11 protein-coding genes and 1 pseudogene are annotated in these 15,233 nt (G+C 63.8%); 6 read left to right on the top strand and 6 right to left on the bottom strand.

From position 1 onward, the window contains the following. Positions 1-2: 2 nt before the first annotated feature. The gene (locus tag KMZ29_RS08950) at positions 3-521 is read left to right on the top strand and encodes a winged helix-turn-helix transcriptional regulator (protein WP_215623355.1); all 519 of its coding nucleotides are present in this window, start codon (positions 3-5) and stop codon (positions 519-521) included. A gap of 98 nt (positions 522-619) precedes the next feature. Here KMZ29_RS08950 and KMZ29_RS08945 read toward each other — a convergent pair whose 3' ends face one another. After that, a complete protein-coding gene (locus KMZ29_RS08945; protein ID WP_215623354.1) occupies positions 620-1,066 on the bottom strand; it encodes a hypothetical protein in 447 nt (148 codons plus the stop codon). 11 nt (positions 1,067-1,077) lie between these two features. Further along, on the bottom strand, positions 1,078-2,676 hold the full coding sequence (locus tag KMZ29_RS08940) for a GMC family oxidoreductase (protein WP_215623353.1): 1,599 nt from the start codon (positions 2,674-2,676) through the stop codon (positions 1,078-1,080). A gap of 141 nt (positions 2,677-2,817) precedes the next feature. On the opposite strand from KMZ29_RS08940, the gene KMZ29_RS08935 reads away from it, so the two are divergent. Beyond that, a complete protein-coding gene (locus KMZ29_RS08935; RefSeq protein WP_215624202.1) occupies positions 2,818-4,530 on the top strand; it encodes an FAD-dependent oxidoreductase in 1,713 nt (570 codons plus the stop codon). Positions 4,531-4,533: 3 nt separating this feature from the next. On the opposite strand, the gene paaI is transcribed toward KMZ29_RS08935, so the two are convergent. Continuing rightward, complete coding sequence (paaI, locus tag KMZ29_RS08930) at positions 4,534-4,971, bottom strand: hydroxyphenylacetyl-CoA thioesterase PaaI (RefSeq protein WP_215624201.1); 438 nt, start codon at positions 4,969-4,971, stop codon at positions 4,534-4,536. Between the two features lie 273 nt (positions 4,972-5,244). On the opposite strand from paaI, the pseudogene KMZ29_RS08925 reads away from it, so the two are divergent. Continuing rightward, positions 5,245-5,652 (top strand): annotated as a pseudogene (locus KMZ29_RS08925) (GFA family protein); the annotation flags it as partial. A 125-nt stretch (positions 5,653-5,777) separates the two neighbouring features. Here the strand turns inward: KMZ29_RS08925 and KMZ29_RS08920 are convergent. Both KMZ29_RS08920 and KMZ29_RS08915 read right to left on the bottom strand, forming a co-directional pair. Continuing rightward, positions 5,778-6,617 (bottom strand): alpha/beta fold hydrolase, encoded by an 840-nt coding sequence (locus KMZ29_RS08920; protein WP_215623352.1) that lies wholly within the window; start codon positions 6,615-6,617, stop codon positions 5,778-5,780. A gap of 117 nt (positions 6,618-6,734) precedes the next feature. Further along, positions 6,735-7,577, bottom strand: a complete 843-nt coding sequence (locus KMZ29_RS08915) for a class I SAM-dependent methyltransferase (RefSeq protein ID WP_215623351.1) — start codon at positions 7,575-7,577, stop codon at positions 6,735-6,737. Between KMZ29_RS08915 and KMZ29_RS26865 the strand changes: the two genes are divergently transcribed. The 3 genes from KMZ29_RS26865 (at position 7,576) to KMZ29_RS08905 (ending at position 11,283) form a co-directional block, all read left to right on the top strand. Next, a complete protein-coding gene (locus KMZ29_RS26865) occupies positions 7,576-7,707 on the top strand; it encodes a hypothetical protein (RefSeq protein ID WP_256442503.1) in 132 nt (43 codons plus the stop codon). The two genes, KMZ29_RS08915 and KMZ29_RS26865, sit on opposite strands and share 2 nt — an antisense overlap. Before the next feature lie 129 nt (positions 7,708-7,836). Further along, positions 7,837-9,372 carry a helix-turn-helix domain-containing protein gene (locus tag KMZ29_RS08910; protein ID WP_215623350.1) on the top strand — a complete coding sequence of 512 codons (1,536 nt, stop codon included), beginning with the start codon at positions 7,837-7,839 and terminating at the stop codon, positions 9,370-9,372. A gap of 780 nt (positions 9,373-10,152) precedes the next feature. Beyond that, complete coding sequence (locus KMZ29_RS08905; RefSeq protein ID WP_215623349.1) at positions 10,153-11,283, top strand: helix-turn-helix transcriptional regulator; 1,131 nt, start codon at positions 10,153-10,155, stop codon at positions 11,281-11,283. 640 nt (positions 11,284-11,923) lie between these two features. Here the strand turns inward: KMZ29_RS08905 and KMZ29_RS08900 are convergent. Beyond that, positions 11,924-15,232 carry a carboxyl transferase domain-containing protein gene (locus KMZ29_RS08900; RefSeq protein ID WP_215623348.1) on the bottom strand — a complete coding sequence of 1,103 codons (3,309 nt, stop codon included), beginning with the start codon at positions 15,230-15,232 and terminating at the stop codon, positions 11,924-11,926. Position 15,233: the final 1 nt, after the last annotated feature.

The raw sequence follows: 15,233 nt of genomic DNA, 5'->3' as shown, positions 1-15,233 counted from the left end.
CGATGAAGTGGGATGAACTCGAAGAGGAGCCATGCTCGTTGGCCCGGACGGTCGGGGTGATCGGCGATCGCTGGACCCTGCTGATCCTGCGCGAATGCTTTCTGCGGACCCGGCGGTTCGAGGGCTTCCAGTCGGCATTGGGCATTACCCGGCACCTGCTCGCAGAGCGCCTGAAGAAACTGGTTCGCCTCGGCGTCCTGCGCCGGATTCCGTACCAGGAATCGCCGAAACGGCATGAATACATCCTGACCCAGAAGGGCCTCGACCTTTACCCGATCATCATGGCGATCGTGCATTGGGGCGATACCCACATGGTCGACGAGCGCGGCAGGCCCCTGCTCCATGAGCACAAGAGCTGCGGCAAGATGTTCGATCCGGTGCTAGTCTGCTCGGAATGCGGCGAGCCCGTCACGGCCAAGGGCGTCCATGTCCATCCCGGACCAGGCAAGCGGCAGCCGGTTGCTGCGGCCGCAGAACTGCCGAAAAGCGTGAAGACCAGGCCCCGCAGCCGCGCGGTCTGAGTTCGCGCGGGGCGTCCGCTAGAGCCTCGATAAGTTGGCCGGATCCCGCGGTGGGCGCGCTTTGTCCGGCCTCTGCAAGTATCGACGCCGGTCCCCGATCAATCCACCCTGCGGTACATTGGCGGTCGCGCGCGGACCGGGTCGAGCAGCGACCAGTCGCCCTGCTCGACGACATGTCCCTTGGGAAAGGGCGGGCGCGGTTCCAGGCCGAGAGATTGCATCACGCGGTCATCGCGGTAATAGCAAAGCAGCACCACGCGAACCAGGGCGGCCAGCGGTGCGCCGCCGGTTTCACGAAACGCGTTAGCCACTTCGGCACGGCGCTCCGGTCCGAGCTCCACAAAGGCGCTCCCTGCAAGCGTAGCGAGCTGCGCCAGCGCGCGACGGACATCGTCGCGGTCGCGCTCGAGGCTCCTCAAGATGTCCTTGAAGATCTTCTCGTCGTCGGCTCCCGGCACGTCGTAGACCGCGCTCGGCGGGATAATCGTGCCGGCCAGCGCGCGAAGGTCGCGGACTTGTTCGGCGCTAAGGTTATCGGCTGCCATGGCTTTCATTCTCAGTCGAACAAATTGGCGAGGCGCTGCTTGATGCTGTCGGCGATATAGAGCGCCAGCGCCTGGATGGTCGAGGTCGGGTTCACGCCGCCTGATGTTACCCAGATGCTGCCGTCGACGATGAACAGGTTCCTCACGTCGTGGCAGCGGCCCCATTCGTTCACGACCGAACGCTCCGGGTCGCTGCCCATGCGCGCGGTACCGAGCAGATGCCAGCCGCCGTTCAGGATCGGACTCTCGACGGCAATATTGCTGGCGCCGGCGGCGGTGAGAATCTCTTTCGCCCGCGCGATGCCGTGGTTCATCATCTTCATGCTGTTGGCGCTGATGGTGTAGTCGAGCTTCGGCGCGGGGATGCCGCTGGAATCCTTCAGCACGGGATCGAGCGTCACCCGATTGTGCTCCTCGGGCAGGTCCTCGCAGATCGCCGAAAGCCCGATTCGGCGATTCACCAGTTTCCGGTAGGCGGCGTGATGGTCGTCGCCCCAGGGCAATCGCCCGGCGGCGGAACTCACGATCGCCTCCATGATGGCGCCGACGCCGCGGCCGAACTGGAAGGTATAGCCGCGCACGAAATCGCGGCCAGGGTCGGTCTCGTAGAATTCCTGGCTCCACAGGCAGAGCGGCGGGCCGTGGTTGCCGTCGAGCGGTTCGTCGACATAGCCGTAGGTCAGGGCGTAGGGGTGAAACATCAGGTTCTTGCCGACCAGCCCTGAGGAATTGGCAATGCCGTTGGGGAATTTCGCCGACACCGAATTCAGCATCAGCCGCGGCGTACCGACGCCGTTGCAGGCGAGGATGACGACTTCGGCGGGCTGGAATTGCTCTTTGCCCTCGGCGTCGTAATAGATGACGCCGGACGCCATGCCGTGCTCATCGACCGTGACTTCGCGAACCCGGCACATGGTGCGTAATTCGACGCCGGCGCGGATCGCATGCGGCCAATAGGTAATATCGGTAGAGGCCTTGGCGCCCTGCGCGCAGCCGGGCGTACAGTGGCCGAGATTGATGCAGCGCGCGCGGCCCTCGTAGTCGGTGGTGGCGATGGTCGAGTCGGACGGCCACCAGTGCCAGCCGAGCTGGTTCATCGCCTTGCCGAACCGGGCGCCGGATTTGCCGAGCGGCAGCGGCGGCATCGGCGGCTGCTTTGGCGGATAGGCGGGATCGCCCGCGAGCCCCGAGACGCCCATCATGCGGTCGTTCTCGGCGAAGTACGGCTCCAGCGTCGCATAATCGATCGGCCAGTCGTCGGCGACCCCGTCGAGCGTGCGCACCTTGAAATCGGATGGGTGCATACGCGGAAAATGCGCCGTGTACACGATGGTGCTGCCGCCGACGCCGTTGAAGTTGACCACCTTGATCGGCGAATTGGCATCGTTGATCGGGTAATCGGTCGGCCGCGCGCGGCGGTTGGGGTTGATGGCGAAATCGCTGAACAAGCGCGCCTCCCAGTCCCTTCCGTTGCTGGGATAGTCCGCCGGCTTCACCCAATCACCCTGCTCGAGGCAGACGATCCGCATCCTGGTGTCGGCAAGGCTCCACGCCACCGCGGCGCCCGATGCGCCGGAACCGACGATCAGGACATCGACTTTTTCAAGCATCGATTTTTTCCTCCCAGCATTCATTGATAGCCAGTTCGTTTCAGCCTGTCAGCATGCGCCACAGCATAGGTGATGCTATTGCAGTTTCAGGCAAAAGCAGCTTTGCTTCGAAAAACCGGGAGGGGCGGCGTGACGGACGGCATGCGCGATGGCGCTGACACTACCTATGAATGCGACGCACTCGTGGTCGGCTCCGGCGCCGCCGGCATGTCCGCAGCCGTCACGGCGGGTCACAACGGCCTCAATGTCCTCATTGTCGAGAAGGAGCCGCATTTCGGCGGCACCACCGCGCGCTCCGGCGGCTGGCTCTGGATTCCCGGAACGTCGCTGGCGCACGCCTGGGGCATCAAGGAGAGCCCGAATGAAGCACGAACCTATCTGCGGCATGAAGCCGGCAACAGCTTCGACGCGGCGCGGGTCGATGCCTTTCTGACCGCCGGACCGGAAGCGGTCGATTTCTTCACCTCGCAAACCGCACTTCGTTTCGACATGCCGCTGGTGTTTCCCGACTATCATGCCGAAGCACCCGGCGGAACGCAGGGCGGCCGCTCGATGGTGACGCGGCCGTTCGACGGACGCGAGCTCGGCCCGCATGTCAAGGATCTCGGTGCGCCGCTGCCGGAATTGACCGTGTTCGGCATGATGCTGGGGTCGGGCAAGGAGATCATCCACTTCATGCGCGCGACCAAATCGCTGACATCGGCGGTTTATGTCGCCAAACGGCTGTCCCGCCATCTCATGGACGTGATGCGCTACGGCCGCGGCATGACGCTCACCAACGGTAACGCGCTTGCCGGACGGCTGGCGAAATCCGCCTTCGACCTCAACATACCCCTGTGGCTGTCATCCCCCGTCCGCGAATTGATCGTCGAAAACGGCGCGGTGCGCGGCGCCGTGGTCGAGCGGGAAGGACGCCTCGTCCGCGTCCATGCCAGACGCGGCGTGGTGCTGGCCTGCGGCGGCTTCCCGCATGACGTTGCCAGGCGCAAGGCGATGTTCCCGCATGCGCCCGATGGTACCCAGCATTATTCACCCGGCCCAACCGGCAACACCGGCGACGGCCTGCGCATGGCGGAAGCGGTCGGTGGACGCGTCGAGGACACACTGCCGAATGCCGCGGCATGGGTGCCGGTATCGGTCACCAAACGGAAGGATGGCACCAGCGGCGTGATGCCGCATTTCATCGATCGCGCCAAACCCGGCGTGATCGCTGTGATGCGCGACGGCGTGCGCTTTGCGAACGAGGGCAACTCCTATCACGACTTCGTCCAGGACATGATGAAGGCCGCCAAGCCCGGCGAAGAGATCGCCGCCTTCCTCATCTGCGATCACAAAACCCTGCGCAAATATGGCCTGGGATGCGTGCCGCCGTTTCCGATGCCGATCGGCCGCCACCTCAGCACCGGCTACCTCATGCGCGGCGCTACGCTCGCGGAACTGGCGGCCAACGCCGGCATCGACGCCCGAGGGCTCGAGGCGACGGTGACGCAGTTCAATGCATCGGCGGCGAGCGGACAGGATACGGCCTTCGGCAAGGGATCGCGCGCGTATAACCGCTTTCAGGGCGATGCGCTGCACGGACCGAACCCCTGCGTCGCCCCGATCGAAAACGGACCTTTCTACGCGATCAGGATGGTGATCGGCGATCTCGGCACCTATGCCGGGATCAGAACCGACGCGAGCGCCCGCGCGCTGGACGGCAATGGCCGCGTCGTCGAAGGGCTCTATGCCGCCGGCAATGACATGGCGAGTATCATGGGCGGCAACTATCCCGGCGCCGGCATCACGCTCGGGCCCGCGCTGACCTTCGGCTATATCGCGGGCCGGCATATTGCGGGTGCATCGAAACCGTGAAGATCAGAGCGCAGTCGACAGCAGGGTGCCGCCGATGACGCGCGAATGTGCGCGGAATTCTGCCACCACTTCATCTTCGAAAGTCACGCGAACGTCATAGATTCCGGAGCGCCCGGAACGCACGACCTCCGTCGCTCTCGCCACGAGACGGTCGCCGAGCTTGGTCGGCCGCAGGAACGAAATGCTGCAATGCGCGGAGACCGTCCGTTCATTGTAGGCGTTGCTGGCCAGTGAAAATGCCGAGTCGGCGAGTTTGAAAATCGTACCACCGTGCGTGATGCCAATGCCGTTGACCATGCCCGGCAGCACGGTCATGGCGACCGTGGCCTGGCCCGCGTCGATCGATAACCGCTCCAGGCCGAGGCTTCGCAGGGCTGCATCCTGCCGCCACAGGAAATCCGCACAGGCCAGCGCCAGCTTGCTCGACGAAATGGCGACCATATTTCCCACTGAAACCTCCTCGATCGATGATCTCGCATGAAGCGAGATTCGGCCACACCGTAACGCTGCACGCGATGCATTGCGTCGTGCGGTCGGAGGATGTTTGCGATGACGCGCAAGCAAACTGCAATGGATCACGAGAGATCACGAATTGATGTCGCTCCATCATCCAATCGACGGACGCGGCGCGGCAGCCGGCCTGCTAACGCAGAGCCAGTTGTCCCCGGCCGCTTGGTGGTGGACAGGCAACATCCCAACTCGAAAGGAAGAGCCATGGCTCATGTTGGAAGCTGCTTCTGCGGCGCTGTCAAACTGGAGGTCACCGGCTCGCCGGAGGCCATGGGTTATTGCCACTGCAGTTCCTGCCGTTCGTGGTCCGGTGGACCCGTGAATGCCTTCAGCCTCTGGAAGCCGGAAGCCGTGCGCATAACATCGGGAGCCGGACATGTGGCGACGTTCCAGAAGACCCCGCTCAGCCAGCGCCAATACTGTGCGAAGTGCGGCGGGCATCTGATGACCAATCACCCGCCATTGGGACTCGTCGACGTATTCGCCGCGACGATCCCGACGCTTGCTTTCGCTCCCGGCGTTCACGTCAATTATGCCGAAACGGTGCTGCCGATGCGGGACGGCCTGCCGAAGCTGAAGGATTTTCCGAAGGAATTTGGCGGCTCGGGCGAGGCCCGTCGCGGAATAGCGGTCGCTTCATCCGACCGCGGTCGATCGGCGAAATCGCCAATATCCAATCTGCAATCCGGGGGATCCGACGGTTCGGGTCCCCTTTGTCGCCGACGACGAACTCAAATTCAGTTGGCCGGCACCGCCGCAGCCGCCGCCACCCTGCCTTCCGCCCGTGCCATGTGTCGCTCGATCATGCCCGCCACCTCCCTGGCATGGGTCAAAATCATGAAATGCGCCGCGCCTGCGATGGTGGCGACGGCGGCGTCCGGTATGCACTGGCCCAAAAGCTGGTTCGCGCGCTTGGCGGCGGGGTGACTGGCCTCGCCCCACAACACAAGCGTCGGAATTTTGACGGTCGCGAGCAACCCCGACGTCAGCTCGAAACCGTAGGCGCTGGCCCAGTCCAGGAGATTGACCGCGGTGGTCTGCGATGCGTAATCGCGAACGCGCTGCGGCCACGCTGCGAAAGTCCCCGCACCGCCATAGAAATCGATCATCTGTTCGATCGCCGTCGTCTCGCCGGCCTGATGGGCCTTGGAGTAGGATTCGGACATCTTCCGGAACGCCAGATAGTGCCGATATTCCCCCATGTGCCGCAGGATCTCCAGCGCCGGCGCCTCGGCGATGGTCAGGCTTAACAGTGGCACACGCGCCCGAAGCGCGACGGCGAGTGCCGTCAGGCCGCCAAAGGAGTGGCCGACGAGGTGCACCGGGCACCCCACGCGCCGGATCACCGCTTCCAGCACTACCGCCTCATGGGCAATATCGGTGTCGTCAGCGCTGCGCCGTTCCAGCGTGCCGCCATATCCAAGCAGGCTCGTGGTGACGCAGCGATAGCTGTTCTCCCACTGCGCTATCACCGGCCGCCAGGCGGCGCCGGTGTTGCATGATCCCGGCACCAGCACGACGGTCCGGCCCTCTCCGGATTCGTCGTAGTCGATGCATCCGTGCGAATCTTCGATCATGGTCCGAGCAATTCCTTCAAGAACGGACAAGCTCTGCGGATGGCATTGCGCCGAGGCAAGGCCGCCGGATGCCCGGCGGCCGGCCTGCGCGAACTTCCTCGCCAGGAGAAAGCCGGATCAGCGCCTGGCGATCACGATTTCGAGGTATTCGCTCGGAACGACCATCGTGCCGTCCTCGGCGCGGTTCATCCGCCCGATCAGCGCGAGCAGGTCGTTTCGCAGCCCCTGCTGGCCGGCGGCATCGAGTGCGGCGAAGGCCTTGAGTATCGGGCCGTAATAGCTCTTGAAGATCTCCATGAAGTGCTCCGGCGACCGGTAGCGGAACACGAAGTTGCGTGGCTCGGCCTCGATGACGAGGGCTGAAGGTCCGAACATTTCCGCAATCCGTGCCCGGGTCCCCCACAACGCGGGCGACTTCGCACCGGCCGGCGGTGGCAAGTACTTGCCAAGCGTCTTGAACAGCTGCCCGATGAAGCCTTCGGGCGTCCAGTTGGCGAGGCCGATCTTGCCCTTGCTCCTGCATACCCTGAGCAATTCCGCCGCCGCCTTGTCCTGGTCGGGCGTGAACATGACGCCGAAGGTCGAGACCACCGCATCGAAGCTGCCATCGGCAAAAGGCAGCGCCTCCGCGTCGGCTTCCTTGAACTCGATCGACAAACCGTCGGCCGTGGCGCGGAGCCGGCCGCGTTCGAGCAGGCTCGGCACATAGTCCGTCGATACCACGTCGCACCAGCGGCGGGCCGCGGCGAGCGTGACGTTGCCGTTACCGGCGGCGACATCGAGAACCTTCTGCCCGGCGTGAAGATCGAGGGCTTCGCACAGTTCCTCGCCGACGATCTGAAGCGTGGTTCCGACCACCGCATAATCGCCGGAAGACCAGGCGCCTTGCTGGCGTGTTTTGAGAGCCCCCAGATCGACTGGGCTGGGCTGGGTGTCCTGCACTGCCGTGGATGCAACCATGACTGTTTCTCCGTTCAAGTTTGATGGTGATGCTGGTGCTTTTGGCTCGCCGCAATCGGCGCTGCCCGCAATGCTCAATGTTCCGCAGATCGGGATCAGACCCTTGTCGCTAAAATTGCTCCTGAGCTGAACCTAATCCCGGTTCCGCAGACCTAGTCCAAGAGGCATCCCGTCTCTATCCAGTTCGCGACAGGGCTATCCCGAATATGAAATTTTTCACCGCCATCGGTGTTCACAGTCATATCGCCGGAGTGTCTCCATGAATGCATGCGCCCACGGAACTTCGAACTCGGCGCCGCTGCCGCGCGGCGTCCGCCGCGCGCTTGATGCCATGCGCGGCAATCCCGGGCGCGACTGGAGCGTGACCGAACTGGCCGGGGCGGCGGGCTTGTCCAGCCGTACGCTGCAGCGGCAATTCCGGCTGTTTCTCGGCAAGACGCCCCGCGCCGCCCTCCGCGACGTCCGGTTCGAGAGCGCGCGCCGCGAACTGCTGCAGGGCCTGCCCGACGCCAAGGTGATGGATGTCGCCCTGCGTTGCGGCTTCCCGCATTTCGGGCGGTTTTCCGTCGACTATCGCCGCCAGTTCGGCGAAACGCCGTCGCAGACCTTGAAGCGGCAGGCCGTCTTCAACGATGCGCTCTCGGCGATGCCTGCCTCTTTCGTCTCCAGCCGCGACCAGCCCATGGTCGCGCTCGGCCCGATCGACGCCGCCCCGGAACACGGCGGCATCGCGCGCAGTATCGCCGATGAGCTCACCACTGCGCTGAACCGGGCCGGCGCCATCGTTACCCGTCAACCCGGCGCGGCGCGCTACCATCTCGTGGGCACGATCAACGGATCGGATCGACAAACACACCTGACCCTCCGGCTAATCGATGCCGAAACCGGCCGTCACCTGACCGCGCATCGGTCCGATGGCCCGCCAGGAGATGACACCACCCTCGACGAGCATCTCGCCACCAAAATCGTGGCGGCGATGCAACCATGCCTGCGCCTGGCGGAAATCGATCGCGCCGGCCGCAAGCCGGACGCCGATCTGAGTCCGCACGACCTGGCGCTGCGGGCGATGCCCTTCGTTCTTTCGCTCAATGCCGAAGGCAACGCGTACGCGCTGGACTTGCTCGAACGGGCGATGAAACGCGACCCCGGTCATGCACTGGCGACCGCGCTCGCGGCATGGGCATATGGGCAGCGCGTGGTCTATCACTTCGCCACGACTCCGACCGAAGACCGCGCGCGAAGCGCTGAACTGGCACGGAAGGCGCAAAGTCTTGGCGGGGACGCCACCGTGCTTGCCGTGCTGGGCAACGCCCTCACCTTCCTGCACGACCTCGATGCCGCGAATCTGATCATCCGCAAGGCGCTCTCGATCGACGGCGGTTCCGCCTGGGCCTGGAGCCGCAGCGGATGGATCGACGTTTACAACGGCGACGCGGACTCGGGGATCGAGCGGTTCAAGATAGCGCTCGACCTCGCGCCCCATGACAGTCTCGCCTTCAACAGCATGGTTGGGATCGGCTGCGCCCATTTCGAGTCCGGGCGCTATTCGGAAGCCGCCCATTGGCAGCAACGCGCGCTAACCGAGCATCCGTCGGCGACCTGGATCCACCGCACCATGTGTCCCGCTTATGTACTGATCGGGGATGAATCCGAAGCCCGCCGCAGCGTAACTGCGCTGCGGGAGGACTACCCGGAGCTGACCATCACTGACGTGCAACAAGGTCTGCCACCGCTGCCGCAATCCTATTGCGACCGGGTTTTCGATGCGCTGCACAGCGTCGGATTGCCCCTCTAGGCAGGATTCCGGGCGCAGCGGGCGGTGTGCACCCGGCGGGATTTAGTCAGCCAGCCTGCCGACCGCAGTCGGGTTCTCATTCTGCATTGCATTTAGTCTTTGCAGCGTCAGTATATGCGCGAATGCGAAGATGACCATCAGGGCCGCCAGCACGAAACAAGGTCGCCACGGCATCGCGTTATCGCTCTGCAAAATCGGACGACCGGGTCTGAGGCCCCTTGCAATCGGCACAACTATCGTCCTGGATGAGATGCCGGTACTGCGCCATTATGCCCACCGCCGACCGGCGTCGCGAGTCATGAAGCGCCCTGATCAGACCTGTCCATATCCCGCTCATGCGTGATCCAGCGAAGCGTCCGAAACTGCGCAGCCGGGAAAGGATTCGCCGCTTCCGCCCGCTCCGTCGCGTTGCGACCACCATCGGCTCGGATGACCGCGTAGCTTCGTTGCTGTATGCGTGCATCGGCCTGCCTCGCTTGCTATGTTGCGTATCCCTCGAACATAGAGTCCAGCCGGCTCCCGGTCGTCATTCGGTCAGACGACAAGCGATTACGATTTCTTGAACGGATCTCCGCCTCCTCCGATTGGAGGATGCCGTCGCGTCTGGAGAATCCAGCTCCCACACCGACACGTTAATTTGAAGCGTCGCCTAGCCGTTTTGCGCCACGCAATGACGTGCCCGGCTTGACCTGCCACGGAAATGCCACTGAATCGTAATGTCTCGGCGACGGGACGCGACCGTTATTTCCTTCCACGTCATTTTCCCTGGGACAACTAATAATGGATGATAGAAAGCAGCTTTCCGCACTGATCGGCGATATCTATGACGCCGTATTCGACCCCGACCTACGAACCGATGTTCTCGACAGAATTGCCGGCTTTACCGGTGGCCATTCGGGCAGCCTCCTATCGAAACATGCCCTGAACGATTCCGAGAATCTCTACTGTTACATCGGGAATGATCCCGAGACCCTGCAGGCCTATTCGGAGAGCTATCCGAAGCTCGATTCGACGGCGGATCCGATGTCCGCCGGCATCGATCAGATCGTAAGCGCGGAAGATCTCGTGCCCTATGATGAATTTCGCCGCGGCCGCTTCTATCGCGAGTGGGCGCGGCCGCATGGCTGGGGCGACATTGCGAGCGCGGTGATCGATAAGTCGGCGACGAGCTGCACGTTCCTCAGCGTTGCGCGGCAGGAGACGAGCGGCTTGGTCGATGACCAAATGCGCCATCGCATGGCGCTCGTCATTCCCCACGTGCGTCGTGCGCTGCTGATCGGCAAGACCATCCATCACAAGGAAGCCGAGGCGATATGCTTTACGGATATCTTCGATGGGCTGAGTGCCGGCATGGTCCTGGTCGACGCCAGCGGCCGCATTGTCCATGCCAACTCCGCCGGCGGCGCCCTTCTTGAGGCCACCGATTTCCTCCGCAAAACCGCCTGCGGACAGCTTGTCGCCGGCGACGCGGCGACCAACGCAGCCTTGCGCGATATCCTCGTCGCCGCGAGCGCGGGTGACACCGTTCTCGGCGTCAAGGGGACAGCGCTGCCGTTGACCGCGCATAATGGCGAACGCTACATCGCCCATGTGTTGCCGCTGACCTCCGGTGCGCGGCGCGGCGCCAGCCTTGCCTACAATGCGGTCGCCGCATTGTTCGTCCGAAAGGCCGCTCTCGAGTCCTCGCCTGCCGAGGTCATCGGCGAGATGTACAAGCTGACGCCTACCGAGCTGCGCGTCCTGCTTGCCATCGTCGACATCGGCGGCGTTCCCGAGGTGGCCGCGTCTTTCGGCGTTGCAGCCACCACCGTCAAGACCCACCTCAGCCGGTTGTTCGAAAAGACCGGCGTCGGCCGCCAGGCCGATCTGGTCAAGCTCGTTGCAGGCTTCTCCACGCCGCTGGCGAACTGACCCCTCTCCTTCCGGATACTTGCTTGACACGGCGGCAGGCGGCCGCCGTGTCAACCTCGCCCGCGGATCAAAATATTGTAATCGGATTTCGTTCGAATGGGGGAGGACGACGAGCCGATCGAAACCTATCTGTGGCTCCGCTATTCCAGAGGAGCGAATCGTGTTGAATCGAATCTTACTGATATGCGCCATCGCCGGCATTGCCCTGGCACATGGCGTCGTATTGTATAAAATTGATACTGGCGTCCGCTCAACTGACGCAAATCAGGTGATGGCCTCGCAATCCCGCAGGGCGGCCTACTGGTGAAGCCAAAACAATCTCAGCACCCAGAAAAAAGCTGCCGCCCCTTGAGGCGGCAGCGAAGCCTTTTCGGGCCACGGATCACGAAAACATGAAGTCGTTGGCATGAAGGGCGGCAAGCGAGACGTTCTGCAACGTCGCGATGATACTGGTTCCATCTGAAATGACGACATCCGCCCCTGACTGCGCGAAATGACCATCCGCCGATGTCAGATCGACGACGCAATTTTCGAGATCGCACGCGAACGGACGCGTCTGCAGCGATGCTGGCAGTCCTGACGGAAATCTGCCCTCACGACAGACTTCATCGGCACAGCAAGCCTGAAGAGGCTCGCTATGCTACCAGGCGTCGATGCAGGGCCGCTTGCGGTGGCCGCGCGGTTCGGGCTTCGGCACGGAATTGAGGCCGGCCATGATCCAGCGGCGGGTCTCGGCGGGATCGATGACTTCGTCGATCTCGAGGACGGACGCGATCGAGGTCGCCTTGCCGTTGGCGTAGAGCTCGGCAACCTTGGCCTGGTAGTATTTCTCCCGCTCGACGGGATCAGGGATCGCTTCCATTTCCTTGCGGAAGCCAAGCCGGACATAGCCCTCCAGGCCCATGCCGCCGAACTCGCCGGTCGGCCACGCCACCGTGAAGAAGGAGGCGTGGAAACCGCCGCCGATCATGGATTGCGCGCCCAGGCCATAGCCCTTGCGCAGCACGACGGCAAACAGCGGCACGGTCAGACTGGCCCCGGTCACGAACATGCGGGCGACGTGGCGCACGATCGCCGTCTTCTCGGCCTCGGGTCCCACCATGAAGCCCGGCGTATCGCACAGCGACACGATCGGAATGTCGAAGGCATCGCAGAGCTGCATGAAGCGCGCAGCCTTGTCCCCTGCCGGCGCATCGATCGCGCCGCCGAGGTGCTTCGGGTTGTTGGCGATCAGTCCGAACGGCTTGCCTTCGATACGAATGAAGGCGGTGATCATGCCGACGCCGAAATCCCGGCGAATCTCGAGCACCGATCCTTCATCCGCGAGGAGATCGATGACCGTACGGATGTCATAGACCCGCAGGCGATTTTCGGGGATGGCGCGCCGCAGCAGGCGCTGATCCGGCGCCTTCCATGAGGCAACTGAGCCCTGAAAGTAAGACAGGTATTTCTGCGCGGCGCTGGTGGCTTCCTCCTCGTCCTCGACGAGAATGTCGATGACGCCGTTCGGCGCCTGAAACGACACCGGCCCGACTTCCGCAGGATGGTAGACGCCGAGACCGCCACCTTCGATCATCGCCGGGCCGCCCATGCCGATCGACGCATTTTTCGTCGCAATGATGACGTCGCAGCAGCCCAGCATCGCGGCGTTGCCGGCGAAACAATAGCCGGACACCACGCCCACGACCGGCACCAGGCCGGAGAGCTTCGCAAACTGAACGAATGACGGCCCGTCGAGGCCGGTCATGCCAAGCCGGTCGGTGTCGCCCGGGCGGCCGCCGCCGCCTTCGCCATAGAATACCAGCGGCATCCGCCATTGCTCGACCAGGCCGAGCATGCGGTCGATCTTCTTGTGGTTCATGTGGCCCTGGGTACCGGCCAGCACGGTATAGTCGTAGGAGATCACCATGCAGCGGGCACCTTGAACGCCGAACTTGTCCGCGTTCACGGTGGCAACGCCCGCGATCAGGCCATCGGCCGGCGTGTTCCTGATGAGGTCATCGAGCTTGCGCCGGCGGCGCTGGGCGGCGATCGCCAGCGATCCGTATTCGACGAACGAGCCCTCATCGACCAGTTGCGAGATATTTTCCCGCGCGGTGCGCTGATTGGTCTTGCGCCGGCGCTCGACTGCGGCTGGACGGTTCTCGTCGAGCGTGATCGCGTGGCGGGCGATGAGATCGGCAAGATCGGGGCGGATATGATCGAGATCGATGGCGGCTTCTTCTTCAACCTCGCCGCCCTCGATCTCGGCCGGCTCGAGAAACAGGATGGTCTCGCCGTGCATCAGCGTCGCGCCGCTTGCGGCGCCAATCTTCGTGACCTTGCCGCCGTGCGGAGCCGCGACCAGGTGCTCCATCTTCATCGATTCGAGGATGGCGATCTGCTGCCCCGGGCGCACCAGATCCCCTTCCGAGACCTCGATGGCGACGATGGTGCCTTGCAGGGGCGCCGCCACCGGCACCGATCCGGCCGGACCGGCGGCGGGCTCTTCGACCTTGCGAGATGGAGCCGCTTCCCCGGCAGCGAAGAACAGCGGCCGTGCGATTTCCGTTGTGGCGGAGACCAGCGCGGCGACATGGGTATCGATGAAGTCGGTGGCAATGCGGTTGGCGGCGAAATCCGGATGCGCCAGCACCGCCTGGATGAACGGGATGTTGGTGGCGACACCTCCTATGCGGAATTCGCGCAAGGCGCGCGCTGCCTTCTGCACCACATCGGGCCAGCTTGCGGCCGGCGAATGAACGATCACCTTGGCCAGCAAAGAGTCGAAGGCTGCACTGGTCTTGTACCCGGCATACCCAAAAGTATCGACGCGCACGCCCGGGCCGGAAGGCGGATCGAACACCGCCAGCGTACCGCCGGTCGGCTTCGTCGCACCCTTCTCGTCCATAACTTCCATGTTGATGCGGAGCTGCATGGCAAAGCCGCGTGGCGCCGGAACGGCCGATTGCGCCAGGCCGAGCGAGGCCAGGGTAGCGCCGGCGGCGACCGCGAGCTGCGACTTCACGAGATCGACACCCAGCACCTCTTCGGTCACGGTATGCTCGACCTGGAGCCGCGGATTGGCCTCGATGAAGGCGAACGCCGGATCGCCGACGGTTGTCTCGCCATCAACCAGGAATTCGAAGGTGCCGAGATTGTCGTAATGCGCTGCGGCTGCAAGCGCCTTTGCCGCATCGATGATGCGGGTACGCAAGCCATCGCTCAGCGAGGGGCTCGGTGCGACCTCGATCAGCTTCTGGTTCCGCCGCTGGACCGTGCACTCACGTTCCCACAAATGGCTTATCGCCCCGTAGTGATCGCCGATGATCTGCACCTCGATGTGGCGCGCCTTGCGGATCAGGCGCTCGACATAGACGTTGGAATTTCCGAAGGCGGCCTTCGCCTCGGATTGGCAACGCGCATAGGCCTCCTCCAGCTTTGCGGCGTCCTCGACGAACCGCATGCCGCGGCCGCCGCCGCCGGCCACCGCCTTGATCATGATCGCCGCACCGGCCCCGAGCGAGGCGAAGAAAGCCTTGGCCTCCTCCAGCGTGGTCGGGCCGGTGGTGCCTTCGATCACGGGCAGGCCGCAGCGCCTGGCGAGCCGCTTGGCCTCGATCTTGTCGCCGAACAAATCGAGCGCTTCGGGGGAAGGCCCGACGAAAACGATCCCCTGCTCTGCGCAACGGCGCGCCAGCAACGAATTCTCGCTGAGAAAACCATAGCCGGGGTGCAACGCGTCGCAATTCGCAGCCTTCGCAGCCGCGATCACCGCTTCGACATCGAGATAGGCGCGCGCGCCCCGCCCCGGAATTTCGTGGGCTTCGTCGGCGGCCCGGACGTGCAGCGACAGCGCGTCATCCGATGGGTAGATGGCGACGGTGGCAAGGCCGGTTTCACCGGCGGCACGGGCGATACGAATGGCGATTTCGCCGCGATTGGCGATCAGAAGTCTATGGAAGGGCATG

The sequence above is a fragment of the Bradyrhizobium sediminis genome, assembly GCF_018736085.1.
In the GTDB taxonomy this organism is placed as follows: Bacteria; Pseudomonadota; Alphaproteobacteria; order Rhizobiales; family Xanthobacteraceae; genus Bradyrhizobium; species Bradyrhizobium sediminis.
The sequence above is the reverse complement of the archived record's forward strand: the minus strand, read 5'-3'. Positions and strand labels throughout refer to the sequence as shown.